Origin of the sequence: Nonomuraea sp. NPDC050404 (assembly GCF_040655495.1) — a bacterium.
Lineage (GTDB): Bacteria > Actinomycetota > Actinomycetes > Streptosporangiales > Streptosporangiaceae > Nonomuraea.
Genome location: NZ_JBFAKB010000017.1, coordinates 1 through 26,322 on the forward strand (window position 1 = coordinate 1; position 26,322 = coordinate 26,322).

Annotated in this window: 23 protein-coding genes; 8 read left to right on the plus strand and 15 right to left on the minus strand. The window is 68.2% G+C overall.

Features of this window, described 5'->3' with window-relative positions; translation table 11 throughout:
- Positions 1-348 precede the first annotated feature (348 nt).
- From AB0I81_RS38520 to AB0I81_RS38540, 5 genes are read right to left on the minus strand one after another with little or no spacing between them, the layout of a single operon-like run.
- Complete coding sequence (locus AB0I81_RS38520; protein ID WP_360667608.1) at positions 349-3,804, minus strand: alginate lyase family protein; 3,456 nt, start codon at positions 3,802-3,804, stop codon at positions 349-351.
- Positions 3,805-3,831: 27 nt separating this feature from the next.
- Positions 3,832-5,454, minus strand: a complete 1,623-nt coding sequence (locus AB0I81_RS38525; protein WP_360667611.1) for an extracellular solute-binding protein — start codon at positions 5,452-5,454, stop codon at positions 3,832-3,834.
- A gap of 34 nt (positions 5,455-5,488) precedes the next feature.
- The gene (locus AB0I81_RS38530) at positions 5,489-6,460 is read right to left on the minus strand and encodes a carbohydrate ABC transporter permease (RefSeq protein WP_360667614.1); all 972 of its coding nucleotides are present in this window, start codon (positions 6,458-6,460) and stop codon (positions 5,489-5,491) included.
- The gene (locus AB0I81_RS38535; protein WP_360667617.1) at positions 6,457-7,368 is read right to left on the minus strand and encodes an ABC transporter permease subunit; all 912 of its coding nucleotides are present in this window, start codon (positions 7,366-7,368) and stop codon (positions 6,457-6,459) included. Before AB0I81_RS38535 ends, AB0I81_RS38530 begins: the two co-directional genes overlap by 4 nt.
- The gene (locus AB0I81_RS38540; RefSeq protein ID WP_360667620.1) at positions 7,361-8,650 is read right to left on the minus strand and encodes a polysaccharide pyruvyl transferase family protein; all 1,290 of its coding nucleotides are present in this window, start codon (positions 8,648-8,650) and stop codon (positions 7,361-7,363) included. Before AB0I81_RS38540 ends, AB0I81_RS38535 begins: the two co-directional genes overlap by 8 nt.
- A 79-nt stretch (positions 8,651-8,729) precedes the next feature.
- Here AB0I81_RS38540 and AB0I81_RS38545 point away from each other — a divergent pair, with 79 nt between their 5' ends.
- From AB0I81_RS38545 to AB0I81_RS38555, 3 genes are all read left to right on the plus strand, one after another.
- Positions 8,730-9,734, plus strand: coding sequence for a LacI family DNA-binding transcriptional regulator (locus AB0I81_RS38545; RefSeq protein WP_360667623.1), 1,005 nt, complete (start codon positions 8,730-8,732; stop codon positions 9,732-9,734).
- A 60-nt stretch (positions 9,735-9,794) separates the two neighbouring features.
- Entirely contained in the window at positions 9,795-10,196 is a 402-nt protein-coding gene (locus tag AB0I81_RS38550) for a hypothetical protein (RefSeq protein ID WP_360667626.1), read from the plus strand.
- Positions 10,197-10,339: 143 nt separating this feature from the next.
- A complete protein-coding gene (locus AB0I81_RS38555) occupies positions 10,340-11,332 on the plus strand; it encodes a helix-turn-helix domain-containing protein (RefSeq protein ID WP_360667629.1) in 993 nt (330 codons plus the stop codon).
- 21 nt (positions 11,333-11,353) lie between these two features.
- On the opposite strand, the gene AB0I81_RS38560 is transcribed toward AB0I81_RS38555, so the two are convergent.
- The 4 genes from AB0I81_RS38560 to AB0I81_RS38575 form a co-directional block, all read right to left on the minus strand.
- The gene (locus tag AB0I81_RS38560; RefSeq protein WP_360667632.1) at positions 11,354-12,769 is read right to left on the minus strand and encodes a hypothetical protein; all 1,416 of its coding nucleotides are present in this window, start codon (positions 12,767-12,769) and stop codon (positions 11,354-11,356) included.
- A gap of 71 nt (positions 12,770-12,840) precedes the next feature.
- A complete protein-coding gene (locus AB0I81_RS38565; RefSeq protein WP_360667635.1) occupies positions 12,841-14,103 on the minus strand; it encodes an MFS transporter in 1,263 nt (420 codons plus the stop codon).
- Positions 14,104-14,114: 11 nt separating this feature from the next.
- Positions 14,115-15,335: an ATP-grasp domain-containing protein gene (locus tag AB0I81_RS38570; RefSeq protein ID WP_360667638.1), complete on the minus strand. Its 1,221-nt coding sequence runs from the start codon at positions 15,333-15,335 to the stop codon at positions 14,115-14,117.
- Between the two features lie 54 nt (positions 15,336-15,389).
- Positions 15,390-15,659 carry a hypothetical protein gene (locus AB0I81_RS38575; protein ID WP_360667641.1) on the minus strand — a complete coding sequence of 90 codons (270 nt, stop codon included), beginning with the start codon at positions 15,657-15,659 and terminating at the stop codon, positions 15,390-15,392.
- 905 nt (positions 15,660-16,564) lie between these two features.
- On the opposite strand from AB0I81_RS38575, the gene AB0I81_RS38580 reads away from it, so the two are divergent.
- Both AB0I81_RS38580 and AB0I81_RS38585 read left to right on the plus strand, forming a co-directional pair.
- Positions 16,565-18,199: an NAD(P)/FAD-dependent oxidoreductase gene (locus tag AB0I81_RS38580; protein WP_360667644.1), complete on the plus strand. Its 1,635-nt coding sequence runs from the start codon at positions 16,565-16,567 to the stop codon at positions 18,197-18,199.
- On the plus strand, positions 18,192-19,550 hold the full coding sequence (locus AB0I81_RS38585; protein ID WP_360667647.1) for a hypothetical protein: 1,359 nt from the start codon (positions 18,192-18,194) through the stop codon (positions 19,548-19,550). Before AB0I81_RS38580 ends, AB0I81_RS38585 begins: the two co-directional genes overlap by 8 nt.
- A 59-nt stretch (positions 19,551-19,609) precedes the next feature.
- On the opposite strand, the gene AB0I81_RS38590 is transcribed toward AB0I81_RS38585, so the two are convergent.
- Entirely contained in the window at positions 19,610-20,119 is a 510-nt protein-coding gene (locus AB0I81_RS38590) for a DM13 domain-containing protein (protein ID WP_360667650.1), read from the minus strand.
- 166 nt (positions 20,120-20,285) lie between these two features.
- Here AB0I81_RS38590 and AB0I81_RS38595 point away from each other — a divergent pair, with 166 nt between their 5' ends.
- Positions 20,286-21,524 carry a bifunctional alpha/beta hydrolase/OsmC family protein gene (locus AB0I81_RS38595; RefSeq protein ID WP_360667653.1) on the plus strand — a complete coding sequence of 413 codons (1,239 nt, stop codon included), beginning with the start codon at positions 20,286-20,288 and terminating at the stop codon, positions 21,522-21,524.
- A 158-nt stretch (positions 21,525-21,682) separates the two neighbouring features.
- Here AB0I81_RS38595 and AB0I81_RS38600 read toward each other — a convergent pair whose 3' ends face one another.
- From AB0I81_RS38600 to AB0I81_RS38615, 4 genes are all read right to left on the minus strand, one after another.
- The gene (locus AB0I81_RS38600; RefSeq protein WP_360667656.1) at positions 21,683-22,486 is read right to left on the minus strand and encodes a hypothetical protein; all 804 of its coding nucleotides are present in this window, start codon (positions 22,484-22,486) and stop codon (positions 21,683-21,685) included.
- Between the two features lie 20 nt (positions 22,487-22,506).
- Positions 22,507-23,208 (minus strand): flavodoxin family protein, encoded by a 702-nt coding sequence (locus AB0I81_RS38605; RefSeq protein WP_360667659.1) that lies wholly within the window; start codon positions 23,206-23,208, stop codon positions 22,507-22,509.
- 103 nt (positions 23,209-23,311) lie between these two features.
- The gene (locus AB0I81_RS38610) at positions 23,312-23,542 is read right to left on the minus strand and encodes a zf-HC2 domain-containing protein (RefSeq protein WP_360667662.1); all 231 of its coding nucleotides are present in this window, start codon (positions 23,540-23,542) and stop codon (positions 23,312-23,314) included.
- Positions 23,539-24,210, minus strand: a complete 672-nt coding sequence (locus AB0I81_RS38615) for a sigma-70 family RNA polymerase sigma factor (protein WP_360667665.1) — start codon at positions 24,208-24,210, stop codon at positions 23,539-23,541. Before AB0I81_RS38615 ends, AB0I81_RS38610 begins: the two co-directional genes overlap by 4 nt.
- 336 nt (positions 24,211-24,546) lie before the next feature.
- On the opposite strand from AB0I81_RS38615, the gene AB0I81_RS38620 reads away from it, so the two are divergent.
- Positions 24,547-25,647: a molybdopterin-dependent oxidoreductase gene (locus AB0I81_RS38620; protein WP_360667668.1), complete on the plus strand. Its 1,101-nt coding sequence runs from the start codon at positions 24,547-24,549 to the stop codon at positions 25,645-25,647.
- Complete coding sequence (locus AB0I81_RS38625; protein ID WP_360667671.1) at positions 25,644-26,027, plus strand: hypothetical protein; 384 nt, start codon at positions 25,644-25,646, stop codon at positions 26,025-26,027. Before AB0I81_RS38620 ends, AB0I81_RS38625 begins: the two co-directional genes overlap by 4 nt.
- Here the strand turns inward: AB0I81_RS38625 and AB0I81_RS38630 are convergent.
- Positions 26,019-26,309 carry a hypothetical protein gene (locus AB0I81_RS38630; protein WP_360667674.1) on the minus strand — a complete coding sequence of 97 codons (291 nt, stop codon included), beginning with the start codon at positions 26,307-26,309 and terminating at the stop codon, positions 26,019-26,021. The two genes, AB0I81_RS38625 and AB0I81_RS38630, sit on opposite strands and share 9 nt — an antisense overlap.
- Positions 26,310-26,322: the final 13 nt, after the last annotated feature.

A 26,322-nucleotide genomic window follows, 5' to 3' on the forward strand; every position in this document is an offset into this window, starting at 1 on the left:
CGATCTCGGAGGGCCAACCTCCATCACCAGCACAGCACCGCCTTCAGAAAGCACGACCTTCTACATCGCAACCTCCAACAGCGTTCGTGGCACACTGATCTCGACATCTTTGGATGCCTGACCACGACCCGGCAACACCAACCAGCCGAACACCCGAATCAAGATCAGATACGGTGGGCCAACCGGCGCGGACTGCGATCTTGCCCGTGTGGCCTCTGGAGGTCGAAGCCGGAGATCAAGCACCACGCGGTGAGTCATGAAGCGGTACAGGTTGGTGGGCCGCCCCTACACACGGCGGCCCACCAACCCTCATGCTTTGCCGCTATACGCCAGTTCCGTCGTTGTGGTTCAGGGGTGATCGGCGCCAGGGGCGATCGGCCGGAGGCGCTCCCGCCCGCAGGACTGTGCGACAGTGATGTTCTCGAACGAACTCGCCGTAGATGCGTAAAGCCCGACGCCGCCGCTGCGGACGACGGTGTCGCGACCCTTCAGGACCTGAACGCCGTCCAACGTCACAGTGATGCGGTCGCCGTGGATCGCCGCACCCAGTCGCACGGGACCTGTCAACGGGTTGCTGATGGGTGCCGTGGCCACTGTGACGGGACCCGACGCGTGAGCCTCGCGGATAATGCTCGCGTACTGGGTTCCGCTGCTCGTCTTGCCGACGTGGATCCGATACCCGTACGCGTCCGTGGTGTCCCGCAGCGAGATTCCCGCGTTACCGACGGATCCGTCGATCGTGACCGTGGTTTCCACGGCATAGTCGCACGCCTCGGAGAAGCGCGTCGGCAGTGTCGAGTCGGCCAGTACGTGCGCCCGGCCACCGGCAGGCGGCGTGAGGCGCAACTTGCCCGAGGCGACGGACACCGACCCTGTCATTCCTCGCCAACCGGCCTGATCGAGCCCTTCCCTGATCACGATGTCGTCGAAGGTCGCGGCCCGCCGATGCGTAAAGGCGGCGGCACCACCCGTCGGCAACTGTCCGTCGTCCGCGGAGATCGACGTATCGCCGACCTTGGCGCTCAGATGCCTCCCGATCGCGGATACGACCAGCTTGTGCGGGACGTTGGCCCCGCTCGGCAGTGCGGTCTGCGCGAGGACCTCGGTCTTCGAGTCGTATATCTTCACGAGCTTCAGCGTCGCTCCCGACGTGGAGTTGAGCACTTCGGCCCGGTAGTAGTTGTGGGAATCGTGGTAGCGGAACGCGAGACCGGTACGGGCCGTCGTCTGGCCGCGTACGCCGGGAACGATGTCCGCGGCCATGACCACGTCATCGGGTACGTCCTGCAGCGCCGCGAACGACATCATGTCCGCGGTCGAGGTCTGTGCCAGCTGCGTGTCCGGCTGTGCGCCGGTGAGCGCCCAGGTCCCCTGGACCGGCGCCCAGCCGCCAAGGGATCCGTTGAAGTCATAGACGTCACGGTCCAGGCCGGCATCGTCGAACTCGTCGTTGAGCACCGGTGCCGGGGCGAAGTGTTCCTCGACCGACACGGTGATGAGGTCACCCGCGCGGGTGAACGCGACCGGGGTGTCATTCACCGTCACCGCATTCGCGTTCGGCGCGTTGATGGAGAGCGTGCCGGTGAACGGATCCCCAAGCGAGATCCGGGCGGTCGCGCCGCGCAGTTCCACACTGACATCGGACACCACTGCGGACGCGCCGATGACGGTGTCGCCCTGGTCGATCAGCGACGACCCTCTGGTCAGCGAGTACCTGGTAAGCCCGCCGCCCTTGGCACGCTCGAGGTAGGCGGTCTCGGCGTTGGTCGTGGCGGCCCCGAACGCCCTCGACGAGGGAGTCGCCTCGCGCGAAAGGTAGAAGCGTCCGGTCGCGTCCGGCAGGGCGATCTCCATCGCCGTCGCCACGGAGTGACTCACCCCGGGCATGGCGATGCGCTTCGCCGTCACCGAGGGCGCCGCGCCGGCCCTGCCGGGAACCACCACCGTGTCCAGTCCCGTCGGCCCGTTGGAGGACCAGTCGTACGACAGGTAGTCGACGTTGGTGAGCACCTGCTCGCCGACGCGTACAGCACCCTTCTCGTGGACCCTGGGGGTTACCGCGGCGCCGGCCGTCGCCACCGGGATCAGCCGCACGCCGGCAACGGGTGCGGCTCCGGGCACGGTGTCGAACCCGACCGTGGCGACCTTCGTGGTCGGATTGACGGTCACCGGATCACCGGGGAAGTGCCAGAGCTGCCGGTAGTCGTGCGCGGCGGTGTCACCGGTGAGGGAGTCGGAGACCACCCAGAAGCCGGGCTTGACGAAGTAGACGGCGCGATCGTGCTCGACCGGCCGGTAGCCCATCGCCGCGCCGCGGTAGATGTCGAGGCCCGCGTTCGAGCGCCACAGCGACGTTGTGCGGGGGACGCCGGCGGTCTGCGGGTCTCCGTCGACCTCGATGGTGTTGTGCGCCGCGGTGGTACGGCGCATCCAGTTGTTCGTCTCGGTCGGGCTGTAGTCCCCCACCCCGGAGTCGACGATCAGCGGACGCCCGTACGCCGCCATCACCAGGCTGAGGTCGTCCGGATGCCGATGCGAGGCGGTGTAGCTGGAATTCTGGTTGTTGATCAGCATGTACCGGGCGTCGGCGTCCCACCCGGAACGCTGAACCGCGAAGCTGATCGGAAACACCGTGGACGACAGCGTCGGGGCGGTCCCTTCCGTTCGGCCGGAGGCGACCCAGGTGAAATCGGGCCAGGAGTTGCGTACGCCGCTCCTGCGAATGGCCGACGTACCCGCGAAGTTGTTCGGCGTGTCGCCGATCGCCGCGGGTTCAAGATTCGGCTGACGGGTCGCGAACAGCGAATCCGCGATCCAGTCCGTCCCCTGGACGAGCGAATCAGGAACGGTTCGCCCGTTGGCAGTCGCAACTGCTATGACGGAGTTGATCACATCCGCCACGTATGCCTGATAGTTGAACGCCGGCTCGCGGTACACACCGTCGCCCTTCAACCACACGCGCAGGAACCGCTCTGCCGAGCGCACCGCGAACCACTCCCAGCCAGGCGATGCCGAGAACTCGGGCAGAAACACGGCTGCCGCGTGGATGGAGCGGGCCATCGACACGTACCAGTTGTTTCCGACATGTGTCTGCAGCGCGCCGACGAGGAATTTCGTCGTGGCGTGCACGCCGGACAGATACGTCACGAGATCGCTCGCGTCGATGCCAGGATCGGTACGGAACACGGAAAACGTGCTGATCAACTGTGCGAGCCGCTTGGCGGCCGACAGGTTGCGGTTCTGCGGCCAGCTCTGAACGTCGGCGAAGAAGTCCAGCGAGATGTCCATCCACGCCGCCGCGTACGCCGCACGCTTGGCCGGGTCACTCTCGGACACGTAAGCGAATGCCAGTTTGGGCATGAACGTGAAGTCGCTCATCAGAACCTGCGCGCCGCCCGGGGTGGTCTGCGTCCCACCCCAAAGGTCCTGCCAGTCGATGTCGATCCGCTGCTCGGCGCTGTTGTAGAAGTTGCGGGTCTCGGCGCCGAACCGGAAGATCCCCGCCGCGAGCTCGTCGGGGCCCGAGTCGCCACCGCCCAGGCCCTCGGCCGGAGCCGGGTACTGGACGTCGGTGCGACCCGCGTAATACACCTTGAGCTCGCTCGCGGCGCCCGCTTCGTCACCGGCGGCCAGCTTGGCCGCCACCGCGCCGAGCCCCGGGCGCGTCAGGTCGAGCAGTCCGCCGAGATCCGACATGTCGGCGACGGCGGGACTGCCCGGCGACAGAACCGCCGCCACCAGAGCCAGCACGACCGCCGCACGGGCCCGGCCACGCGTGTACCAACGAAATCGCACCACTGTCATCTCCCTAACTCCGCTGAGTCCAGCGCGTCAGCCACCGGCCTGCTCCTCGTACTCGGCCTTGATCTTGTTGCCCGCCCGGTCCATGAACTTCGTGATGGCCGGCTGCCACGCCGAGACGGGCTTGTTCCCCAGCTGGATCTCCAGCAGCACCGAGTCGAGTTCCTGCTGCTCGCCGGCGGCCTTGCTGGCGGCGGTCTCCGAGTACAGCCCGAGGGTCGGGTCCGCGACGGCAAGCGGGACGCCGGCGACCTGGTGGTCGTGCTGGTCCTGCACGGCCTGGCGGTTGCCCGGCTCGTAGATGACGGGCGATGCCTCGGCGAGGTACCGCACCGGCAGGAATATCTGGCTGCGCCCGCCCTCGGTGAGGGCCGGGTCGGAGCCGTCGCGGTTGAACGTCCGGCCCTCGACGCCGTACCGGAGGGCCAGGTACTCGCTGCTGCCGAAGGGTGAGCACAACCAGTCGAGGACCTTGAGGATCTGCTTGATCCGGTCGGCGTTGCCGGTCTTGGCGATGGCGGTGAAGCTGGACAGCGTCGGACCGGGCGTGCGTACCCGCGTCCCTGTGCCGTCGCGGGTGGGCGAGAGCATGCCGGTCAGGCGGAAGCCGGGGACGTCTTTCGCCTGACCGTAGAACTTGCCCCACCCGGCGTACCCGCCGATGGTGAACGAGGTCGTGCCGGCCACCATCCACCCGTTGCGCTTGGTGTTGGGCGCGCCCGCGTGGTCGGGATGCATCACCCCCGACTTCACCAGCTCGACGGTGTCCTCCAGGGCCTGCGTGAACTGCGGTGTCGTCCCGGAGTGGGTGAAGACGCCACCGTCGGCCTGCCAGACGCCGGCGCCGCCGGGCCAGTTGCCGGTGATCCCGTTCATCTCAAGGATCGTGTTGAACGGGATCTGCCCGAACGCCCACCGACCGGCCCGCTCGTCGGTCAGCGCGCCCGCCATCTGCTTGAACTCCTCCCACGACTTGGGCTGGAGGCCAAGTCCTGCCTTGGCGAGCAGGTCGGCCCGGGTGTACAGCACAGTGCCGATCCGTGCCCGCGGCACGGGGACGCCCCAGATCCGCCCGTCGTAGACGGTGCTGCGCCAGGCATCGGTGGGCAGGGCGGCGAGGTTCGGATAGGCGAGGACCGCGTCCCCGGACAGGTACTCGGTGAGGTCGGCGAATGTCGCCTTCAGCATGGCCGGCATCTGCTGGACAACGCCCTGGATGGCCACCATGTCAGGCAGATCGCCACCGGCGATGGTCGTGGCGACCTTGCTCTTGTAGTCCGCCGAGGCGACGTACGTGATCTTCAGTTCGGTGCCGAGTTTGTCGTTGAGGTTCTGCCAGTAGGGGTTCGAGCCGAGCGCGGGGGCGATCGGGTCGTAGGTGTACGTCAGTGCCGTGACGGCTTCGCCCCGCACCGGTTGTGACGCGGCGCCGGAGGCGGTCGGGTAGGCGAAGTATCCCGGCGACACCCCGGCCGGCTCGGCGGCCAGGTCGGGCGCGGCCGCGGTGACGGGCTTGTAGGTGGGCAGCTTGACCGGCCCGGTCGAGCTGTTCGGCGAACTCGGGCCGCCGTCTCCGCAGGCCCCGAGCAGCGGGGCCAGCCCCGTTGCCGCGCCGAGTGCCAGGACGTGGCGGCGGCTGAAGGTGGGTGCCAATGACGTCTCCTTTCCACATCGTGTGGACGACCGGTCAGCCCTTGACGGCGCCGACCATGAGTCCCTTGGCGAAGTGCTTCTGGATGAAGGGGTAGATGAACAGGATCGGCAGGACGGAGATGACCAGAATCGCCATCTGGACGGAGATCTGTGGTGGCAGGTTCTCCAGGTTCGAGCTGAGCTGGTCGGACCCGATCGGGGTGTTGTTGACGACATAGGTGCGCAGCACCAGTTGCAGCGGAAACTTCTCCGACGACTGGAGGTACAACATCGCGGAGAAGAAGGCGTTCCAGTACGCCACCGCGTAGAACAGCCCGATCACGGAGACGACCGCCTTCGACAGTGGCAGGACGATCCGCAGGAGGATGCGGATCTCCCCGGCACCGTCCATATGGGCGCTTTCCCGCAGCTCGCCCGGGATTCCCTGGAAGAACGCGCGCATGACGATGACGTTGAACGCGTTCACCAGCACCGGCAGGATCAGTGCCAGGTAGTTGTCCAGCAGGCCGAGTTGTTTGACCGTCAGGTACATCGGGATGATGCCCGGGTTGAACAGCAGGGTGAACACCGTCATCAGCAGGACCGGCTTGTGCAGCAACGAACCCGGCCGCGACAGCGCGTACGCCAGAGCGATCGTGGTGACGAGGCTGAGTGCCGTGCCGACCGCGGTGATGCCGCCGCTCACCAGCAGCGCACGGGTGACGATTCCGCCGGACAGGACGGCCCGGTAGGAGTCCAGCGTCGGTTCGTTCGTCCACAGCACGAAGCCGCCCGCCCTGTTGATCTCCTCCGGGGAGGCGATGCTGGTCACGAGCACCGCCCAGAACGGAACCAGAACCGCCAGGCAGCCCAGGCCGAGCACGAGTCCCCGCGCACCGAACCCCAGCTTGCTGGGCTCGCCCATCCAGGCCGGGCGCTGGGTACGGCCCGAGCGTGGCCGCCGCGGCCCCGCGCCCGCGGCGGGGCGCGCCACGGACACCGCGGTCGGCACAGGTCGGCTCGTCACTTGGCGTACACCCCCTGCTCGCCCAGGGCGTGGGCCAACCGGTTGGCGCCGAGCACGAGCGCGACACCGACCATGCCTTTGATCAGCCCCACCGCGGCGGCGGTGCCCCAGTCGCCGCCGACGATCCCGTGGTTGTAGACGTAGGTGTCGAGTACTTCGCTGGCACCGGCGCCGACCTGTGCCTGCTGCAGGATGATCTGCTCGAACCCGACGGACAGCGAGTCACCGAGCCGCAGAATCAGCAGCAGGACGATCACCGGGCGGATGTAGGGCAGGGTCACGTGCCACAGGCGGCGAGCGGCCGAGGCGCCGTCCACCACCGCGGCCTCCATCTGCGCCGGATCCACTCTGGACAGTGCGGCGAGGAAGATGATCGTCGACCAGCCGGTGTCCTTCCAGATCACCTGTGATGTGATCATGAGCTTGAACAGCTCGGGCACGCCGACGATGTGGAACGTGGACAGGTCGGCCGAGCGCAGCCAGGCGTTGAGCATCCCGCCGTTGCCGAACATCTGCTGGAACAGGGCGACCACGATGACCCAGGACAGGAAGTGCGGCATGTAGAGGATCGACTGGGTGAGGCGTTTGAGCCGTTCGCTGATGGTCGCGTTCAGGATCAACGCGAGGCAGATCGGCAGTGGGAACACGAAGATCACCTGGATCAGCGTGATGATCAGTGTGTTGACGAGTGCGTTGAGGAACACCGGGTCGCCGGTGAACACCGGCTCGAAGTTGTCCAGGCCGACGTACGGGCTGTGCCAGATTCCGAGGAACGGCTGGAAGTCCTGGAAGGCGATGATGTTCCCGCCAAGCGGCAGATAGTGGAACAGCAGCAGCGCCGTGACCCCGGGAAGCGCCAGCAGCAGCAGGACCCGGTCGCGCCGCCAGCGGTTGCGCAGGCTATGCATCGCCGCTCTCCACCGGTGCGGGCAGGCCGATGGGCCGGCCCGCGACGCAGGCTCGCACCGCCGCCCGCAGCCGGTCGTCGGCATTGGCCGCGACCCTCCTGCTCCGGGCGACCGCGGGCGCCGGGTCGGTGGCGATGTCGGTGACCGCCGCGACGACCGTCGCCGCGGCACGATGGTCGAGCTCGATCACCAGGTCCGGGGCGCCGAGGTCGGCGAACATCTGAGATTTCGTGGTCTCGGTCGGCTGCCGGAGGTAGACGGTCGGGATCGCATGTCGTGCGGCCAGAATCGGCGAATGACACTCCATGCTGACCACCAGCGACGAGACGGCGTAGACCCCGGTCGCCTCCTCCAGCGGCCAGTACCGGTCCAGGAGCCGGACCTGACCGAGCGTCTGTGGACTGAGCAGGCTGGGAAGCTGCTCGTGAGCGAGCTCGACGGCATAGCTCATCTCGGGCACCACGACGGCCGGCAGGCCGCTGACGCGTACCCAGGTCTCGATCGCGGCCGCCAGCACCGCCAGGTCGTGCGTCACGGTGGCTCGGTTGACCGCGTCGCGCCGCAGCTGCTCGCGGGTCGGCTCCGTGCCGTAGATCTTCGCGTAGGGGGCGAAGCGCAGCCGCGGAACGAAGCAGGCGAACCGACCGGGCCGCAGGCCGAAACCCTCCAGCAGGCGAGCGGCGGCGACGGCGTCAGTGTGGTCGAACGCGAACGTGCCATCCGGCCCGAAGGCGAGGTCGGGCCCGGTTATCTTCTGGCCGCGCAGGGTGGCCAGGGTCAGCGTCTCGCGGCAGTACACGAAGTCGGCGCTGTCGAAACGATCCTTGACGTCGTCCTCGAGATAGGACGGTGGGAGCAGATCGACCATCTGTGCCAGCTCCGGCAGCGTCGCCATGGTCGGTGGGCACAGCGGATCCACGGTGACCCCGAAGTACCCATACGGGCGGCCCACGTGCTCGCGCCACCAATCGATCTCGGTGGTCTGGAAGGCGTCGGCGCCCGATCCGTGCATCAGGACGTCCGCGCCGTCGATGGCGGCGGCCAACTCCGGGGTGCTCGGCCCGTCCCCGCCGAGAGTGCCATCGACGACGCGCAGGCCGGGAAACGCGTGCCGCAGCATGGATCGTTCGCGCTCCTCCAGCCGCACCGGCCAGAGGATGACCTCGACCTCGGGGGCGAACCGCTGAAACGCCCGCACCACGCCAGGGGAGTGAGCCACGTCGCCGATGTTCACCGTCGCCCAGGAGGACCGCAGGAGGACGGTGCGACGTGTCGATGTCATATGTACTCCTTGTTGACGTAACGTTAATTCAAAATAGGCATGGTGAGACGTTACGTCAAGAACCGAGTAGGCTGTCATCATGGCAACGCAACGTGACGTCGCACGGGCGGCTGGGGTGTCGCTCGCCGTGGTTTCGGCGGTGGTCAACGGCACGAGCCACACCCGGATGAAGGAATCCACCCGCACCCGGGTGCTCCAGGCGATGCAGCAGTTGGGCTACCAGCCGAACCAGACGGCCCGCTCGCTGCGGCTCAACCAAACCGACATGATCGCGATGATCCTCAACAAGCTCGACAACCCGGTCTACGGACCGCTGCGGCATGGGGTCTACGAGGCGGCGGCGGAGCACGGCGCGACGGTCCTGCTGGGCGATGCCGAGACGATGCGCTCCGGCAGCCAGTTCCTGACCCGGCTGCTCAGCCAGGGCACGGTCGACGGCATTCTGATCCGCGGCGAAGGGCTGCTGGACGACGACGTGATGACTGAACTCAGCTCCCACCCCAAGCCGATCCTCATCCTGGAACACGCACTGGACCATCCCTGGATCGACGTAGACGATCGCCGCGCAGGCGAGATCGCGACGCGGTTCCTGGTCAACCTCCGCCACCGCCACATCGTCTTCGTCGGGGGTTCGGGATACCTTTCCCAGCAGCGCTACCTGGGCTACCAGCAGGCGATGGACGCCGCCGGGCTGACACCGGCCCCACACCTGGCCACCGGGTTCGGTGAGCAGGCCGGCGCCGACGGGCTCCGGCAGGCCATGCAGGCGGCAACCGCGCCGACCGCCATCGTCGTCAACAACATCATGAGCGCGGTCGGGGTCCTGGCTGCCGCACGCGACCTCGGCATCACCATCCCCGACCAGCTGTCGGTGGTCGGCATCCACGACGTCGACCTGATGCGACACCTGCGCCCGGCCGTCACCGCAGTCCGGATGCCCATGTACCAACTCGGCCGGGCCGGCGTCGAGGCGCTTTACGACCTGATCGCGGGGCGGCCAAGCGCAGGCGGTGTCATCACCGACCCCGAACCCGAACTGGTGGTCCGTGACTCAGCGACTGCTCTGACCCGGATCCGCGATTAGCGTTCGCATGATCGCCCGCGGCTGAGGTGCCCGGCAGAACGCTGGAAGGGCTCCCTCGTCGTGCATGCGCACGGCGGGCCCGGCTCCTCCTACACCACCGCCGGCCCGACCGAGGACCTGGAGCGCTGGGCGGTGATGGTCGAGCAGGGGTACGACCACCGCGTGGTGTACCAGTACTACTGCCGCAACCTCCCCCGCTCAACGGAACCGCAGTATCCGCTGTGGCAAGGGCTCCCCGCCGGCTCCACCATGAAACCGGCCGACGTCCAGGCCCGCCTGCAGGAGTGCACCGGCATCGACTCCGAGCCGGCCGACCGGACCACGAAGCAGCGGCGCAACCTCGCCGACATCCTCGCCGTCACCCGCATCGCTGCAAGGCGTCCGTTCCTCGCCACGCTCGCAACCGCCTCGTTGGCCAGGGGACGAGCACCCGCCGGAAGCGGAACGGAAGAGGAACCGTAGATCCATCACGTAATGTCCTACGACATCGGCCATGAACAGGCAGAAGAGGCGGTGACCGAGTGGTCGCGCCCGGCTGGGCACCACCGCTGGCTCGCCGCGCATCCTTGACGAGTTCGCCGATCCGATCGCCACCTTGATGGGACGTGGTAGGGGTGCTGGAAGCGCTGGGTCTGTCCCACGCCGCGATCTCCGTCTACACGTTGATGCTCGAGAAACCAGGCTGCGGGATCGCCGAACTGATCAGCGCGACAGGTCTGCCCGAGAGCGACGTCCGGACCGCTCTTGACGACCTGGCCGATCTGGTGCTGGTACGTGCCTCCCGCGACGACCCGGGCCGGCTGCGCGCGGTCAGCCCCGAAGTGGGTCTGGCCGACCTGGTACGCCATCAAGAGGCCGACCTCGCCGCCCGCCAGGCCCAGGTCGCCGCCGCCCGCGCCACGGTCGCCCGCCTCGTCGCCGACCGGGCCGACAGTCTCGTTCCCGGCTCCGCCGAAGGCGAACGCCTCCTGGGCCTGGATGCGATCCAGCAGTGCCTGGAAAGCATGGGAAGGGCCGCGTCCAGGGAATGCCTGGGCGTACACCCCGGCGCGGCGCAGCGCCTGGAAGATCTGGCGGCCGGGCGGCCTCTGGACCGCGAGGCGATGATCCGCGGTGTGGCGTTCCGTACCCTCTATCAGGACAGCGTCCGCAACGACTCCGCCACCACCACCCACGCGAACTGGCTGCTGGAGCACGGCGGCGAGGTACGCACGGCGCCGATCGTGCCCCAGCGGCTCGTCATCGTCGATCGGGAGCAGGCCCTCGTACCCCTCGACCCGGCCGACACCCGTAAAGGCGCGTTGCACGTCACGGAACGGGGCATAGTCGCCATGCTCGTGGACCTGTTCGAGCGGGCCTGGGACACCGCCGTCCCCTTCGGCGCGGCTCACGAACGCGACCCGGAATCCGGCCTGCTCGACACCGAACGCGAACTCCTGCGGCTGCTCGGCTCCGGCATGATCGACGAAGCCGCGGGCCACCGCCTCGGCGTCTCCCTGCGAACGGTGCGCCGCATGATGTCCTCGATCATGGAACGCCTCGACGCGACCAGTCGGTTCGAAGCCGGGCTCAAGGCGGCCAGGCGCGGCTGGCTGTGAGCTCATGGGAACGCCCGCCCGTCAGCGGTACTCGGTGTAGGAACTCGGTGCGAGCCGCTCCAGCCACGCGTCCCCGGCGACGGCGTAGGTGAGCAGCGGGTGGTTCCACGTCCGCAGATCCTTCAGGGTTTCGCGGAGCACCCAGCGGGTCCACAGGTGATCAAAGCCACCCTCCTCAGCCTCCTCAGCCTCGTCGCCGGCCTCGTCGTGGCGGAGGAGTTCGGCGGCGAGATCACCCAGCGGCATCGTCCGCCGGCCGCCGACCAGCGGCTGGAAGACCTCGTCCACGCGGACTTCCGTTCGGCAGGAATTGAGGGAGGCCAGCCAGCCGGCCTCGAAGAACACCTGGCTGGAGCCGCTTGAGAGCCCACGATAAGCGTGTTCACGGGCCAGTATCGTGCTCCGGGCCGCCGTCGCCCTTGGCAGGGCCATCCCGGCCCCGCCTTCCAAAGCGAGGATCTTGGGGGCGACGACCTGGTCGTCACGTGCGCGGACGGCGCCGGTGATGTCGGCGCGCACCCCGTCTGCGAGACTCACCGTGTAGTACGGGAGCGGGTGAGCGGCGTTCAGCGGTCTGCTGCCCTGCATCGCGGCCGCCTCGTTGTAGACGTCGATGGCCTCCGGGGCCTGCTCCAGGAACCGGGGCAGCAGCCGGCCGCCGTCACGCGGAATGAGATCACGTGCCGCGGACAGGACCGGGGCGTCGCTCCCCATCATGTCCAGGGCGCGCCGCAGGCATCGCCGGAAGTACTCCAGCAGGCTTCCCTCCTGACCGGGTTCCGGCATGAGGTGGCGCAGCCTGCGCAGTGCCGGCTCGTGATCCTGGGGGCGGGGCAGCGTACGCAGGACGGCCTCTTCGTGCTTGGCGATGATGTCCCGCAGCCCGGCCGCGGCGTTCCGCATCGGTACGGCGGTGATCGCCCGGTCGGGCCCCGCCAGGGTCCACATGCCGTGCCTGCGGGAGGTCTCACGGACGAGTCGCTCGACGGTCGTGGATCGGTGCCGGGCCAGCTTGGCGAGCGGCGCCCGGCGGTCCAGGGCGAGGTAGTCGGCCCGGGAAAGATTGGCGAAGAGCAGCCCGTCAGGGCAGAAGGCGCCCAGCGGCCGGGTGTTGGTCCAGCCCTTCTTGCTCAGCACCTCCTTGCGGACGGCCTGGAAATCCTGCCGTTCCTCCTGACCGCGGACGACTCCGGCGTTGTCGATGTCGTCGATGACGTACGTCCCGCGGCCGCGGAAGAGGAAGGCGATCGACAGTGAGAGTGTCCAGGGGCTCTGGTAGAGGGCGAGCGGGGGAACCTCTGACGGCGTCACCTCGGCCAGACGCCTGTCGGCCAGGGGGCTCGCCTCGGCCAGTCGCCTGTCGGCCAGGGGGCTCGCCTTGGCGGGAGCAATGGTCGCCAGGGGGCTCGCCTTGGCGGGAGCAATGGTCGCGCTCATGGATATCGACCCTTTCGGTCGCGGGAACGGATGATCGGTCCAGACCGGATCTGTGCGGCCTGGTGCACAACTCAGGAACCGGTGAGCCCGGCGTGACGCCGCAGACCGCCCGCCCAGGCGACCGCGGTGGTGATGACCGCCAGCAGGCCCGCGCCGACGAACACCGGCCGGGGGTCACCGTCGTTGAGTGTGGTGAGGGCCCCTGCCAGCACGGTGCCGAGCGGCGCCGCGGAAAGGGCGGCGACCCGGGCGGTCGCGGTCACCCGGCCCAGAAGTCGCTGCGGGACGACGCGTTGACGCAGGCTCTGGATGACGACGCCGGCCAGGACCGCCGACGAGCCGGCGAGCAGGTTGAACAGGGCCAGCAGGACGTAGGAGGTGGACATGCCGATGCCGGCAAGCGACAGCCCCAGGACCGCCGAGCCGATCCCGATCAGGACGACCTGCCGTCTCGCGGTGGCCAGCCGCGTGGCGAGCATCGCGCCGGCCAGTCCGCCCGCTCCACTCGCGGCGACGATGAGACTGACGGTCGTGCTGTCCAGGTGCAGCGTGTCCCTGGTGTAGTACACGATCAGGTTCTCCACCGAGATGAAGAGATTCGCGGCCGCCTGGAGACAGGTGACGATCAGAATGAGCCGGCTGGTACGCAGGTAGCGCAGCCCCTCGGCCAGATCGGCGCGCAAGGCCGGGCGGCGGGACGCCGGCCTGCCGGACACCTCACCGGCGCCCCGCGCGGCGAACAGCACGGTGACGAACGAAGCCGCGAACGTGCAGGCGTTGAGGAGCAGGGCCGTCTGAAGACCTACGGTGACCGCCAGCAGGCCCACCACCCCGGGACCGACGACCAGTGCCGCCTGGCCGGCCATCTGCAGGTAGGAATTGGCTCGCACCAGCCGGTGACCGGCCGCCAGATCACGCACCACGACGGTCAGGGCCGTCTCGAAGAACACGGACGCCCCGGCGGAGAGGAACGCGAGCGCCAGGACCAGCCATACAGGTGGTGAGCCGGCGATCACCAGTAGTCCGAAGAGCACAAACGTGGCGCAGCGTACGACGTCCATGGCCAGCATGACCAGCCTCGGATCGGCGCGGTCGACGATGGCCCCAGCGGGGATCCCGACGAGCAGATATCCCACCGTCCGCGACGCGACCGCGAGAGCGGAGGCGAACGGGCTGTTGCTCACCTCCAGTACGAGCAGGGGAATCGCCAGTACGGCAAGACCGTCACCGAGCAACGAGGTCATCTGACCGCCGAGAAAGGCGGCGAATCGCCTGCGTGACGGCCGTCCTGCCGAAACCTGGTCTTCAGGCGGCGTTCGGATCAGAGTTGCCACGCTCAGTCTCCTCAGGCGGGAAGGACGTTCACGTTGTCGGAGAACCACCCGACGAGATCGTTCATGCTGTCGAGCAGGGCCGCGTCGTCCCCGGCCTCGAGCGTCACGAGACCGGCCCGATGAATCGACCCGCCGCGCATGTCGGGCATCACGCCGCCCGGTTCGATGTTCAGGACCGCGTCACGAACTGACCTTCGTTCCAGCACCTCGTTCACCCGGGGCGCCTTGACGATCGAACCGGGTGCGGCCGCCAGCATGGTGAAACCGATCGCGTTCGGGTTCACTTTCGGCGGTGTCGGCTCGGCGCCCACGAGGGCTCGAATTTGCTCCTCATAGAGGTCGATGCCGAATTTGAGCTTCATCGTCTGCACGATGAAACCGCCCCCTGGGCGTGCCCCGCACTCGCCGAACACATAACTGTCGCCGTCTTTGAAAAGCTCGAGATGGAAGACCCCGTCCATGAGCCCGAATTCGTCGAGGCAGGTTTCGGCGATGTCATGGATCCTGGAATAGATCTCGGGATGCGCGTCCGGGTCGAGGACGTACGAGCCGATGACGGCGCCGTCCCGGCATTGAAGCGGCTTGTTCAGGTACCGTGACACGCCCAGGACCCGCAGCGAGCCCTCCCGCACCACCCCGTCGACGTGATATTCGTCTCCGGCGGAGAATTCTTCGAGGTAGAAGGTGACGGGCCGGCCGCTTCTCGTATGAATGACCGAGAGCAGGGTCTCCAATTCCGCACGAGAATCCACCCGGACCGTCATCAGGGACGAGACGCCGGCGACGGGCTTCAGAACCGCGGGGAACTCGATCGGCAGGCGTGACGGGAGCGCGCCGGCGATGTCGTCGATGACCATGGCGCGCGACGTCGCCAGGCCCGCCGCCCGGACCGCGCTCTTCTGCAGCGACTTGTCACGGAACTTGAGCGCCGACTCGACGCTGACCAGGCACTTGGCGGCGAAGAGCTCCGCCAGCGCCGCGACGGGCACGAGCAGGGCCTCCGACCCGGTGTAGACGGTGTCGAACGAGGACCGGCCGAATCCCGCCCGCTCGACGGCGGACAGCACCTGTTCGACGTCCCGGCAGTCCCCGACCGAGAGCACGCGGCGCGCGTCCGCGGCACAGGCGCGTGCGCTTCCGAGATCCTCCAGATCGACGACGATCACATAGTCGAGGTCGAGGCGCTCCAGCGCGGAGGCTATGAGTGACTTCCATCCCACGACGAGCAACATTCCTGAGCTCCTGACTTTCCTTGTCCTACCGGCCGCCACTCCGGGTCGGCCGATTCAGGCGGTGAACGGTTCCGAGTAGTTCTCGGAAAACAGGCGCGAAGTGTGGTGAACGGTCGCGAGAATGCGTGTGGCGCAATATCGCGCGTTTTCCGCCGAGTCGCAGTGGAGGAACATGATGACCTCTATGCACCCGGGCCCGGCGCGGGCCCGGACATGTTCGAGACCGTCTTCCTTGGTGGCGTGCGCCCAGAGCGCGTCCATGAGCGCCGCCACGTCGCCGTCGCCGGCCTTGGCGGTGCGTGTCTTGAGCGCGGCGTGAACCATGTGCACAGCTCAGCCCCACGTCAGATCGTGGAACATCACGGCGGAGATGATGGAGTGAATCGAAAAAGACATGCCGATACCCTTTTCTGGTGAATGGATGATTGACGCGACTTCCGGAGCCCGGGCTGCCTTGCCGCTGATCAATACTTTTCCCGAGCCGGGCGGGCCATGGAAGACATTTCCCGGGGCACGAAGCGGCCTGGCACCAAGGAGCAACCCTCGGCATTCCGCCCGCTTCTGGATCGCCGGTGCCCGTTGACAACGCGCCGGCCCGCGTCCTACCGGACAAACAGCGCAGGCGGCAGCCGGTGGCGCCGACCTCATCTCGCGGGGAAAGCCCCACGTCCCGGTCGAGCGGTCGTACACGCTCGCCGAGGCCGCGCAGGCGCACATCGACGGCCAGGCCGGTCAAGCTCGCGATTCGCTCGGGATCAGTGATCGGATCTGGGACGGCGCGTAGTGGAGCCGCCTGGTCCAGGGGCTTGATGGGCTATTCGAGCGGCACAGGCCGACACCGCCGATGCCGTTGCTACACGCTGCGGCTCCTGGCCCGCCAACTCGACCAGCTCACTGCGCGCCAAGGTCACGGACGCGGCGGGTGACCGCGTGACACAGACCATCACCCGGGCGTACGCCATTGGGTTACCGATCCGCACACCGGCCGCACTCGACCGGATCCTCATCAGGCACGAACGCCACCTGCGCAAGGTCCTCGACGCGCTTCCGCCCCGTCTCCGTACAGTGACCATGCTTCGCGATGTCGCGGGACATGGCTCGGCGAGCTTGTAACGCTCGCGGGGCCCTGCCTCTCTGAACGTCTGAAGCGGGCGCGCTGAGCCCCTCAGATCTCATATGGCCTTCGCCCGAACTCGCGGGCGGAGGCCATGTGGCTAGCGGAGACACCCATGATTCTGCTCAGAAAACTCTCGTTCGGCATCATCGCCGGACTTCCCGGCGGCGTGATCGTGGCGATCGTGACGAAACCGCCCTGGCTGCCGTGGGCCGCGCACCTGGCGATCCTCGGGGCCGTGCTCGGCCTCATCATCGGCGACCGAAGACAGAGCACCGGCTCCGCCTTCTCCATTGGCCTGCTCATCGGCCTGCTCGACTGGGTGGCCTGGACAATGACGCTGGCCCCCGCACTCGAAGGGACGATGCCGACGTGGACGATCGCGGTGGCCGTGTCGCACTTTCCTGAACTCGTCGGCGCCGCGTTGCTCGGCGCGATCGCCGGGCTCGTCTACCACGCCCTGTTCACCTGGTGGCCGCCGAAGGTGGCGCCGCAGCGGGCCAAGCCGCACGTGGTGATCGTTGGTGGCGGCTTCGGCGGGATGGAGGCGACTCGTGAGCTGGACCGGCGGATCGCCCGCGGACTCGACGCCAACGTGACGCTGATCAGCGACTCGAACTTCCTGCTGTTCACCCCGCTACTGGTCGGAGTCGCCTCAAGCACTGTGGAGGCCAGGCACGTGAGCGCTCCGGTACGTGCTGGCCTCGACCATGCCTCCTTCCTGCACGGGCGGGTGGTCTCGATCGACACGCAGGCGCGCGACGCCTACGTCTCCGCCGGCAAAGAGGGGACGCTACGCGTGCCGTACGACCAGCTGATCTTGGCCGTCGGCGCGGTGCCGCACTTCTTCGACCTCCCGGGGGTCGGCGAGCACGCCCTCGCGATGAAGTCCGTGGAGGACGCCGCCAGGCTGCGCAACCACGTGCTGAGCTCGCTGGAGCGGGCCGACCTCGAACCGGATCCGGCCGAGCAGGCGAGGCTGCTGACGTATGTGGTGGCGGGCGGTGGGTTCGCCGGGACGGAACTGGTGGCAGAGCTTTTCGACCTGGTGCACGACGTGCTCCATTTCTATCCACGTCTGCATGGGCTGCGGCCGAGGTTCGTGATCGTGCACTCAGGTGAGCGGCTGCTGCCGGAGTTGTCGCCGGAACTCGGCCGCTACGCGCAGCGCAAGCTCGACAAACGTGGCATCGAGTTCCGCCTCGGCACACGCGTGACCGCCGCCACCGCGCGGGACATCACGCTCGACTCCGGCGAGTCCATCGCCACCCGCACCCTGGCCTGGACGGCGGGCAACCGGCCGAACCCGCTGGTGCGGCAGATCACGCAGGCGCCTCTCGTCGTGGATCCCACCCTGCGGGTGCCGGGCCTGCCCGGCCTGTGGGCGCTGGGCGACTGCGCGCGGATCCCCCGCCCGGCAGGCGGTTTCCATCCGCCGACCGCCCAGCATGCGACCCGCGAGGGAAAGACGGCGGCGAAGAACATCGCCGCGGTCCTGTCCGGACGCCGTCCCGTCCCGTTCCGCTTCGGCGGGCTGGGCGTGCTGGTCTCGCTCGGGCACCGCACCGCGGCAGGCGAGATCGGCGGGCGGCGGATCTCAGGCTTCCTCGCCTGGATCCTGTGGCGCTCGGTCTATCTGAGCAAGCTGCCCAGTGCGGAGAAACGGCTGCGCGTGCTCGCCGACTGGACCCTCGACCTGGCCTTTCCCAGGGACATCGCCCACTCGACCAAGGACGAGCACCATGCGTGACGCCGGATTCGGGGCGCTCGCCGGCCTCGTGGGAGGACTGGTCTTCGGCGGGGTGATGGCAATGATCGGGTTCCTGCCAACGGTCGCGGCGATCGTCAGGGCCGACTCGCCTCTGGTGGGCTTCGCCGTACACCTGCTGTTCGCGGCGATCATCGGAAGTCTCTTCGGCGTGCTCGCGGCGCGGCAGCGCGAGCTGCTGTTCTGGGGACTCACGTACGGCATGTCGTGGTGGTTCCTGGGCCCGCTCACGCTGCTGCCGATCCTGCTGGGCAGGCCGATGGTCTGGGACGTGGCGATGGCGCAGGCCCTGCTCCCCAGCCTGCTCGGCCACCTGGTCTACGGAGCGGTCACCGCCGCCGTCCTCGCTCTGCTGTCGCGCAGGGAGTGGCGGTTCAGACCCGGTCTCGTGGTACGCGCGTCGGCCGCCGGGCTGATCGCGGCGGCGGTGCTCGGGCCGGACTGGGCCGGGCTGGACTGGGCCGGACTGATCGTCGGCGTGCTGGTCGGCGCCTCCTACGCGCTGATCTTCGGCGACCGCGACGAGGGCACCGGCCCTGCCCTGATCCGCGGGACCGCCTTCGGTTTCGCCTGGTGGGTGCTCGCGGTGGTGACGATCCCGCCGCTGCTCGACGGTGGCGGGCTGGACTGGGCACTGCCCGCGGTGCGCGCCGCCACCTCGTCGCTGCCCGGCTATGTGCTGCTCGGAGCCGGTACGGCCCTGCTCACCTGCTGGATGGGCAGTCTGTCGCGTGCCGTGTTCTCCGATGACGTACGGCACACCCTCGATGGACGCCTGGCAGGCGGTCGGGTGATCTCAACCTGGCACGGCGTCATCGCCGGGCTGGCCGGCGGCGTGATCTTTACCGGCGTCATGCTCGCCGTGGGATTCCTGCCGGTCGTCGCCTCCCTGGTCGGCTCGGAGTCCGAGATCGTCGGCCTCGTCCTCCACCTGCTGATCTCCCAGTTCATCGGCGTCACCTACGCGATCTTCTTCCGCCGCCGCAGCTTCGACCCGGCCTCGGGAATCGGCTGGGGCGTGTCCTACGGCTTCCTCTGGTGGATCCTGGGCAATCTGACCGTGCTCCCCGCGCTGCTCGGCGCCGCACCCCAGTGGAGCGACGCCGCACTGGCCCGGTCCTTCCCCTCCCTCATCGGCCACCTTGCCTATGGCGCCGTACTCGGCCTGGTCTACCAGCGACTGGAGGAGCGGGTCAGCCCCTGGCACCTGACCCGCAGTGAGGCGAACGCGGCCCGGGCGGCGGCGCGTCACGAGCAGACACTCAGCACGGCCCCCGCGCTGTGGAGCCTGGTCACCGGGATGGCACTGCTCATCCCCATCCTGCTGTCCTGACAGCAGGCAAGGGAGCGGGATGGCAACGCCACCCGCTCCCCCGCCGCGCCCTGGATCGGTCAGACAGACTGCTTCAGCTCCGCGGCGCCGAACGACACGCTGAAGCGTTCGCACCAGATCGTCACCGTGGAGAACGTGTCCAGGTCGGTGCCCGGCGGGATCGCGTAGTTCTGGTTGCCCTCGTTGCCCTTGAGATCGCCGAGGTCGATGTGCCGGCCGTCGTCGAGGTTCTTCCAGTCGCCCGGCTTGACCGGCTGGTCACTGAGCCACACGTGCAGGGCGGGGCCGTCCGAGGTGCGCAGGTTCGTCAGACGCAGTGACGTGTTTCCGTCGGCGAGCTTCTGGATCTCCACCGAGCCGCTGGTCTCGTGCTCGTGGGTGATGAACGTACCGGTGGCGAGCCGCTCGGCGTTCCCGGGCACCTGCCGGCCGGTCGGCGCGGGAGCCGCCTCGTCCACGCGGACCGTGGTGAACAGCCGCCAGGGCTGGAAGAGGTAGAGCCCGACGGCCACCGCGAGGACGAGCACCGCGGTGATGATCCAGAAGACAGGGCGTCTGATCAGAGTCATGGAGGTTGTCCGTTTCTGTTGGCCATCCACGCCGGCACGATGGCCCGGCGTGCGCTGAAGCGACCGCCGGCGTCTTGAAAGGCCGCTGGGTCACATCGCCTTCAGAGAGGACGAGGGCGGCGAACGTTACATGTAACGCCCGGGCCCTTCATCTCACTGAGCCCGTATGAACAACGGAAAGGTGCTCTTCCCGGGCTCCGGCGGGGAACCACTGGCCGGCCGGCTGGAACTGCCCGCCGGGCCCGTGGTGGCGACGGCTCTGTTCGCCCACTGCTTCACCTGCGGCAAGGATTCCGTCGCCGCCGCAAGGATCTCCCGCGAACTGGCGGCACGGGGCGTGGCCGTCCTCCGCTTCGACTTCACCGGTCTCGGCCAGTCCGGCGGCGACTTCGCCAACACCACCTTCACCTCCAACGTCGACGACCTCGTGTGCGCGGCCGGCCACCTGCGCGACACGATCGGAGCACCGGGCATCCTCATCGGCCACTCCCTGGGCGGCGCCGCCGTCCTGGCGGCGGCGAGCCGGATCCCCGAGGCCAAGGCCGTCGTCACCATCGGCGCGCCGGCCGACACCACTCACGTCGAGCACCTGCTCGGGTCCTCGCGCGCCGAGATCGAGGCGAGTGGCGTCGCCGAGGTGCTGCTGGCCGGTCGGCCCTTCCGGATCAGCAAGGAGTTTCTGACCGACATCAGGAGTCAGAACCAGCAGGGGCGCATCGCCGGCCTGCAGCGCGCTCTGCTGGTCATGCACTCGCCGCAGGATGAGCTGGTGGGCGTGGAGAACGCCAGGCTCATCTACGACGCCGCACGCCACCCCAGGTCCTTCGTCTCGCTGGATGGAGCGAACCACCTGCTCACCGATCGGGCGGACGCCTCCTACGTGGCGGAGGTCCTCGCGGCGTGGGTCAGTCGCTACCTCGACGCCCCGCAGGACGCGGGCGGCGATCCGGGCGGCGGACCGGGCGGCGGACCGGGCGGCGGACCGGGCGGCGGACCGGGCGGCGAATCGGGCGGCGAATCGGGCGGCGAATCGGGCATGGTCACGGTGTCGGAGAGCGGCATGGGGAAGTACCAGCAGACGGTCACGTCGGGCCGGCACCGGCTGATCGCCGACGAGCCCCTCTCCTTCGGCGGCGGCGACACCGGGCCAGGCCCCTTCGACCTGCTCCTGGCCGGTCTTGGCGCCTGTACGTCGATCACGGTACGCCTGTACGCCGACCGCAAGAAGATCCCGCTCGAACAGGTCAGTGTGTCGCTGCGGATGATCGGCAGGAACACGATCGTCAAGCGGATCGAACTCGACGGGGACCTGACCGGCGAGCAGCGGGAGAAGCTGCACGAGATCGCCGACAAGTGCCCGGTTCACCGCGCCCTGTCCGGCGGCATGACGATCACGACGGAGTGATGCTCTGAGCACGCATGCCCGACAAGGCGCCGTACGGGCGGAGCTGACAGCCAGCCCGGCCACGGAACAGCCGGGCACGATGAGCTCGGCCAGGCGACGCCGGCAGACCCACGAAGGGCCTGCCGGCGAGCCGTTCACATGAGTCGGTCCGGGGCTTGTTAACCCTTCAACCGCTCCAGCTCGATGGCGAGGTTGGCATTCTCGCGGCGCACCTCGTCGGCCTCGTCCCGGACTTTGTCAAGCCTGTCCTCAAGCATGCCGACACGCTCGCGGTAACGCTCCAGCTCAGCCCGGATGAACTCGGCGTCGGCCACCTGGCGGGCCGCCTCCTCGCGGATCGTCACGGTCTCCTCGTCGAACTTGTGCTTGGCGCTCTCGGCCTCGACGATGGCGATCTCGGCCGTCTCCTCGGCGAGCACGGCGCGCTGCTCGGCGGCCAGGATGCGCTGGGCGGAGGCGCGGGTGACAGTCTCGATGCGGGCTTCGGCCGCCGCGGAGTCTGTGATGATCGCCAGCTCTTCGACATAGGCGGGCAGGTCGGTGGCGAGCCGGTCGATGAGGGCGATGAGGTCATCGCGCGAATGGGCGGCGGAAGCCGTACGCGAAATTTCCTCCATCACCGACATCTCATCCTGTACGTCTTCCGCGGGCTCCTGCCCGACCGGGTCTGCGGGGACCTGCTGGAACACCTGCGGAACGGTGGCAGCGGGGACCTGCTCGAAAGCCGCGGTCGCTCCGGGTGCCTTCGCCGCGGCCTTGGCCGCCTTCTTGGCCTCGGCCTCCGCGCGCTTTTCCTCCTTGCGCTGCATCCGCCTGGCGCGGAACCTCCTGAACGCGTTGAGCGAGTTGTGGTCGGGGTCCTTGCAGTAGCGGGGTGCCGGGCCCTGCTCCCCGGGGACGGGCGGCTCCGCCGGGTTCGTACAGCCCGGGTACGCGCAGGGGGAAACGGTCTCAACGTTCATTGCTGCCTCTCTCAACTGATCTATCGATGTTCCGGATTCTCGAAATCGAACCGGCACCCGGCATCCCACTCCGACCGCTGGTTCCCGTGCGCCCGGACGCCACCGGCGTCCTTGAGCAACCGGGCCAGGTGCATCAGGTTCCACGTCATGAACGTGATGTTCCTGTTGGTGAAGTCGTTGGCGGGACCGCCGGAGCCCGGATCGAGGTAGGAGGGGCCCGGCCCCGCCTCTCCGATCCAGCCCGCGTCCGCCTGCGGCGGGATCACATATCCCAGGTGCTGCAGGCTGTACAGGATGTTCATGGCGCAGTGCTTGACGCCGTCCTCGTTGCCGGTGATGAGGCAGCCGCCCACCCGCCCGTAGTAGGCGTACTGACCGGCGTCGTTGAGCAGGCCCGAGCACGCGTAGAGCCGCTCGATCACGAGCTTGGTGATCGAGCTGTTGTCGCCCAGCCAGATCGGCCCGGCGATGACGAGGATGTCGGCGGCCATGACTTGCTGGTAGATCGACGGCCACGCGTCGCGCTCCCAGCCGTGCTCGGTCATGTCCGGCCACACCCCGGTGGCGATCTCGTGATCGATCGCCCGTACGTGCTCGACCCGCACGCCCTGCGTCTCCATGATCCGCGAGCTGAGGTCGATCAGGCCCTGCGTGTGGCTGCGCTCAGGGCTCTTCTTCAGCGTGCAATTGATGAAAATCGCACGAAGGTCGTCGTAGCGCATACCGGCTCAGTGAGGCGAACGGGCCGAGCGTTACACCCTTCATCGCCCCGGCTCACACACCGATCGCTGGACACCGGGCCCTCCGGGGGAAGACCGGTTCAGGTCAGGGTCGGTGCCAGCCCCTGAAGGCGGCGAGCAGTTGCTGCCTGGCGGCCGGTGAGATGTCGTCGGGGGTCAGTTCACCCGTCGTGGCGATCGTCTGGCGAAATTGCTCAAGGTAGGTTTCGCAGCCAGGGCACTCCGCGACGTGCTCGATGAAACGCCGCTCGTCCCCCTCGGACAGGGTGCTCTCAAGGAAACCGGTCACCAACTCCACGAAGTCAACGCAGTTCACGCTCGTTTCCTCTCGCCGACGGTGTCATAGGTGGTGGAGAAGTAGTCCTCCAGCTTACGGCGTAGCGCGGCCCTGGCCCGATGCAGGAGTACACGCTGGTTGCCCGGCGAAATCTCCAGCATCGAGCAGACCTCCTCGGAACCGTATCCCGCGACGTCGCGAAGGGTGATCACCGTTCGGAGGCGGGGCGGCAGCTCTTCGAGCGCCCGCTCGATCACCTCGCGTACCTCGCCGCGCAGCGCCGAGTCCTCGGGAATGTGCCAGTGGCGCGGTTCCTGCCCGACGGCCCAGTGCCCGGCGTGTTGCTCACCGGGAGGGCGGAACCGCGAGGGATCCACGGTCGGCCCCTCGTCCTCCGACACGATGCTGGCGAAGGGCAGGGTCTGGCTCTCCTTGACGCCACGCGCCTTGGCGATGTTGACGAGGATGCGGTACACCCAGGTCTTCAGCGACGAACGGCCCTCGAAGCCGCAGATCCCTCTGAAGACCGCCAGCCACGTGTCCTGGACGACCTCCTCGGCGGAGGCCTTGGTCGACACGAACGACATGGCGAGCTGCATCATGCCCTTTGACCAGCTGTCCAGCACCAGAGCGAACATCTGCTCGTCACCGTCGCGTAGCCGCTGGACCAGAACCTCATCCAGCGGCAGCTCGCGAGCACGCTTCATCTGCCCTCCCTGTCACCGACCAACTGAGGGGTCAGCTTAGGGCAATTAAATACACGGCAATTGTATTCATATCTATCCGTAAGACTTTCTTCATCCGCCCAAACGGGCGCCACGGGACGAGACGGGGGCGTCCGGGGTTCGTAAGGGTTCTTACGAAGAGCGGACGTCGGGCGCGGAAACGGCCTGAACCTCGGTCCCGGGTGCCAGGCTGCGCTCTGTGCGCCGGAACCTCCTCATGACCGTGGCAGTGCCCCCCACCCCGGCGATCGTCTTCATCGGCGGGATCGTACCGATCGGCTGGGCCGTACGCCGACCTCATCGAGTGGAAATAGCCCCATGATCCTTAAAACCATCTCCGCCAGGTTCACCAGCCGCCTGCGCTCCGAGCAGGTGACCGCCAAGCTGGGCGTCTGGCTCGGCATCAGCTTCACCGTCGCCTTCGCCACGGGACTGTTCAGCCACTTCACGCAACATCCACCGGACTGGCTGCTCTGGCCCTCCAGGCCGGTCAACCTCTACCGGGTGACCCAGGGACTGCACGTCATCGGCGGGATCGCCACGGTCCCGCTGCTGCTGGCCAAGTTGTGGGTGGTCCACCCGAAGTTGTGGCAGTGGCCCCCGTTCCGTTCGGCCGGTCACGCCGTCGAGCGGCTGTGCGTGCTGCTGCTGGTGGCGGGCGCTCTGTTCCAGCTCGTCACCGGGGCGCTGAACATCGCCTACGTGTACCCGTACCCGTTCGGCTTCCTCCAGGCGCACTACTGGACGGCCTACATCGTCTACGGCGCGCTCATGATCCACGTGATCAACGAGTGGGCCAAGGTCAGGCGCAGCCTCTGGACCCGGGTGGAGGGCCCCGAGCGCCGGCGTTTCCTGTTCACCGTCGCCGCCGCCTGCGGACTGACCGCCCTGGCCACCGCGGGCGAGGCGGTCACCCCGCTGGAACGGCTGGCCATACTCGCCCCGCGCAACCCTCGCGTCGGATCCCAGGGCCTGCCGGTCAACCGGTCGGCAGCGGCGGCGGGCGTGGTCGCGGTCCCGGACTACCGGTTGCGAATCACCGGTGCCGTCCACACGCCCATGACCTTCGGCTACGCCGACCTCACCGCGATGCCGCAGCACTCCGTACGCCTGCCGCTCTCTTGTGTGGAGGGCTGGAGCGTGGAGTGCGAGTGGACCGGCGTACGACTGCGCGACCTGCTCAAGGCCGCCGGCGCCGCCCCTGACGCCTTCGTCACCGTCGTGTCACTCGAACGGGCAGGCTGGTATCGAAGCAGCGAGGTCCGTCCGCCCCACTGGAACGACCCGCTCACGCTGCTGGCTCTGCGCGTCAACGGGCAACCGCTGGACCTCGACCACGGCTTCCCCGTACGCCTGATCGCCCCGAACCGGCCGGGCGTCCAGCAGACCAAGTGGATCGAGGAAGTGAGGGTGGCATGAGATGGGCCGGCTACGCGGCGGGCGCCGCGCTGATCGTGCTCGGCCTGGGCGGACTGGCGGCCGACGGCATCCTGATCGGCTGGGCGCTGTGGTTCGGCGGGGTGCTCGCCGTCCACGACGGCCTGCTCGCCCCGGGAGTCGCGGCCGCCGGCACGGTGATCGGCCGCTGGCCCTCCTCCGTGCGCTCCGCCCTGATCGTGGCGGCGACCGTGGCCCTGGCCACCCTCCCGACCGTGCTGGCGCTGGGACGCAGGGCCGACAATCCCTCGATCCTGCCGCTCACGTACGGCGTCAACCTGCTCATCGTGCTCGCCGTCATCGCCGCGGTCGCAGTGGCGGACCACCTGCTGTCGGCCGCTCGTAAGAACTGGTCACGCTGACGCTTTGGGCGCGGAGTCGACCTCGGGTTCATGTGAACGAGTCCGCTCCGCCCACGCCACAGCCGGCGGAACCATGAGCCCCGCGGCGACCATCAGAACGCCGAGGGCGATCCATCCGTTCGTACCGACTCCCAGCACGAGCACCGCGAGGAGGTACGGGCCGGCGGACGCGGCCAAACCCTGCCCGAGCCCGAAGACTCCGCTGTATTCGCCCTGCAGATGAGCGGGCACCAGACCGAAGCTCAGCTCGAATTCGGCGGCCGCGTAACGCAGTTCGGCCAAGGGGCTGTCGTCG

Bases quoted from the DNA above. Each gene is read 5' to 3' on its own strand.
- AB0I81_RS38625 (WP_360667671.1), top strand. From the start codon at position 25,644: ATGAGATGGGCCGGCTACGCGGCGGGCGCCGCGCTGATCGTGCTCGGC.
- AB0I81_RS38580 (WP_360667644.1), top strand. From the start codon at position 16,565: ATGATTCTGCTCAGAAAACTCTCGTTCGGCATCATCGCCGGACTTCCC.
- AB0I81_RS38620 (WP_360667668.1), top strand. From the start codon at position 24,547: ATGATCCTTAAAACCATCTCCGCCAGGTTCACCAGCCGCCTGCGCTCC.
- AB0I81_RS38520 (WP_360667608.1), bottom strand. From the start codon at position 3,804: ATGACAGTGGTGCGATTTCGTTGGTACACGCGTGGCCGGGCCCGTGCG.
- AB0I81_RS38590 (WP_360667650.1), bottom strand. From the start codon at position 20,119: ATGACTCTGATCAGACGCCCTGTCTTCTGGATCATCACCGCGGTGCTC.
- AB0I81_RS38540 (WP_360667620.1), bottom strand. From the start codon at position 8,650: ATGACATCGACACGTCGCACCGTCCTCCTGCGGTCCTCCTGGGCGACG.
- AB0I81_RS38575 (WP_360667641.1), bottom strand. From the start codon at position 15,659: ATGGTTCACGCCGCGCTCAAGACACGCACCGCCAAGGCCGGCGACGGC.
- AB0I81_RS38585 (WP_360667647.1), top strand. From the start codon at position 18,192: ATGCGTGACGCCGGATTCGGGGCGCTCGCCGGCCTCGTGGGAGGACTG.
- AB0I81_RS38605 (WP_360667659.1), bottom strand. From the start codon at position 23,208: ATGCGCTACGACGACCTTCGTGCGATTTTCATCAATTGCACGCTGAAG.
- AB0I81_RS38560 (WP_360667632.1), bottom strand. From the start codon at position 12,769: ATGAGCGCGACCATTGCTCCCGCCAAGGCGAGCCCCCTGGCGACCATT.
- AB0I81_RS38535 (WP_360667617.1), bottom strand. From the start codon at position 7,368: ATGCATAGCCTGCGCAACCGCTGGCGGCGCGACCGGGTCCTGCTGCTG.
- AB0I81_RS38595 (WP_360667653.1), top strand. From the start codon at position 20,286: ATGAACAACGGAAAGGTGCTCTTCCCGGGCTCCGGCGGGGAACCACTG.
- AB0I81_RS38615 (WP_360667665.1), bottom strand. From the start codon at position 24,210: ATGAAGCGTGCTCGCGAGCTGCCGCTGGATGAGGTTCTGGTCCAGCGG.
- AB0I81_RS38545 (WP_360667623.1), top strand. From the start codon at position 8,730: ATGGCAACGCAACGTGACGTCGCACGGGCGGCTGGGGTGTCGCTCGCC.
- AB0I81_RS38600 (WP_360667656.1), bottom strand. From the start codon at position 22,486: ATGAACGTTGAGACCGTTTCCCCCTGCGCGTACCCGGGCTGTACGAAC.
- AB0I81_RS38570 (WP_360667638.1), bottom strand. From the start codon at position 15,335: ATGTTGCTCGTCGTGGGATGGAAGTCACTCATAGCCTCCGCGCTGGAG.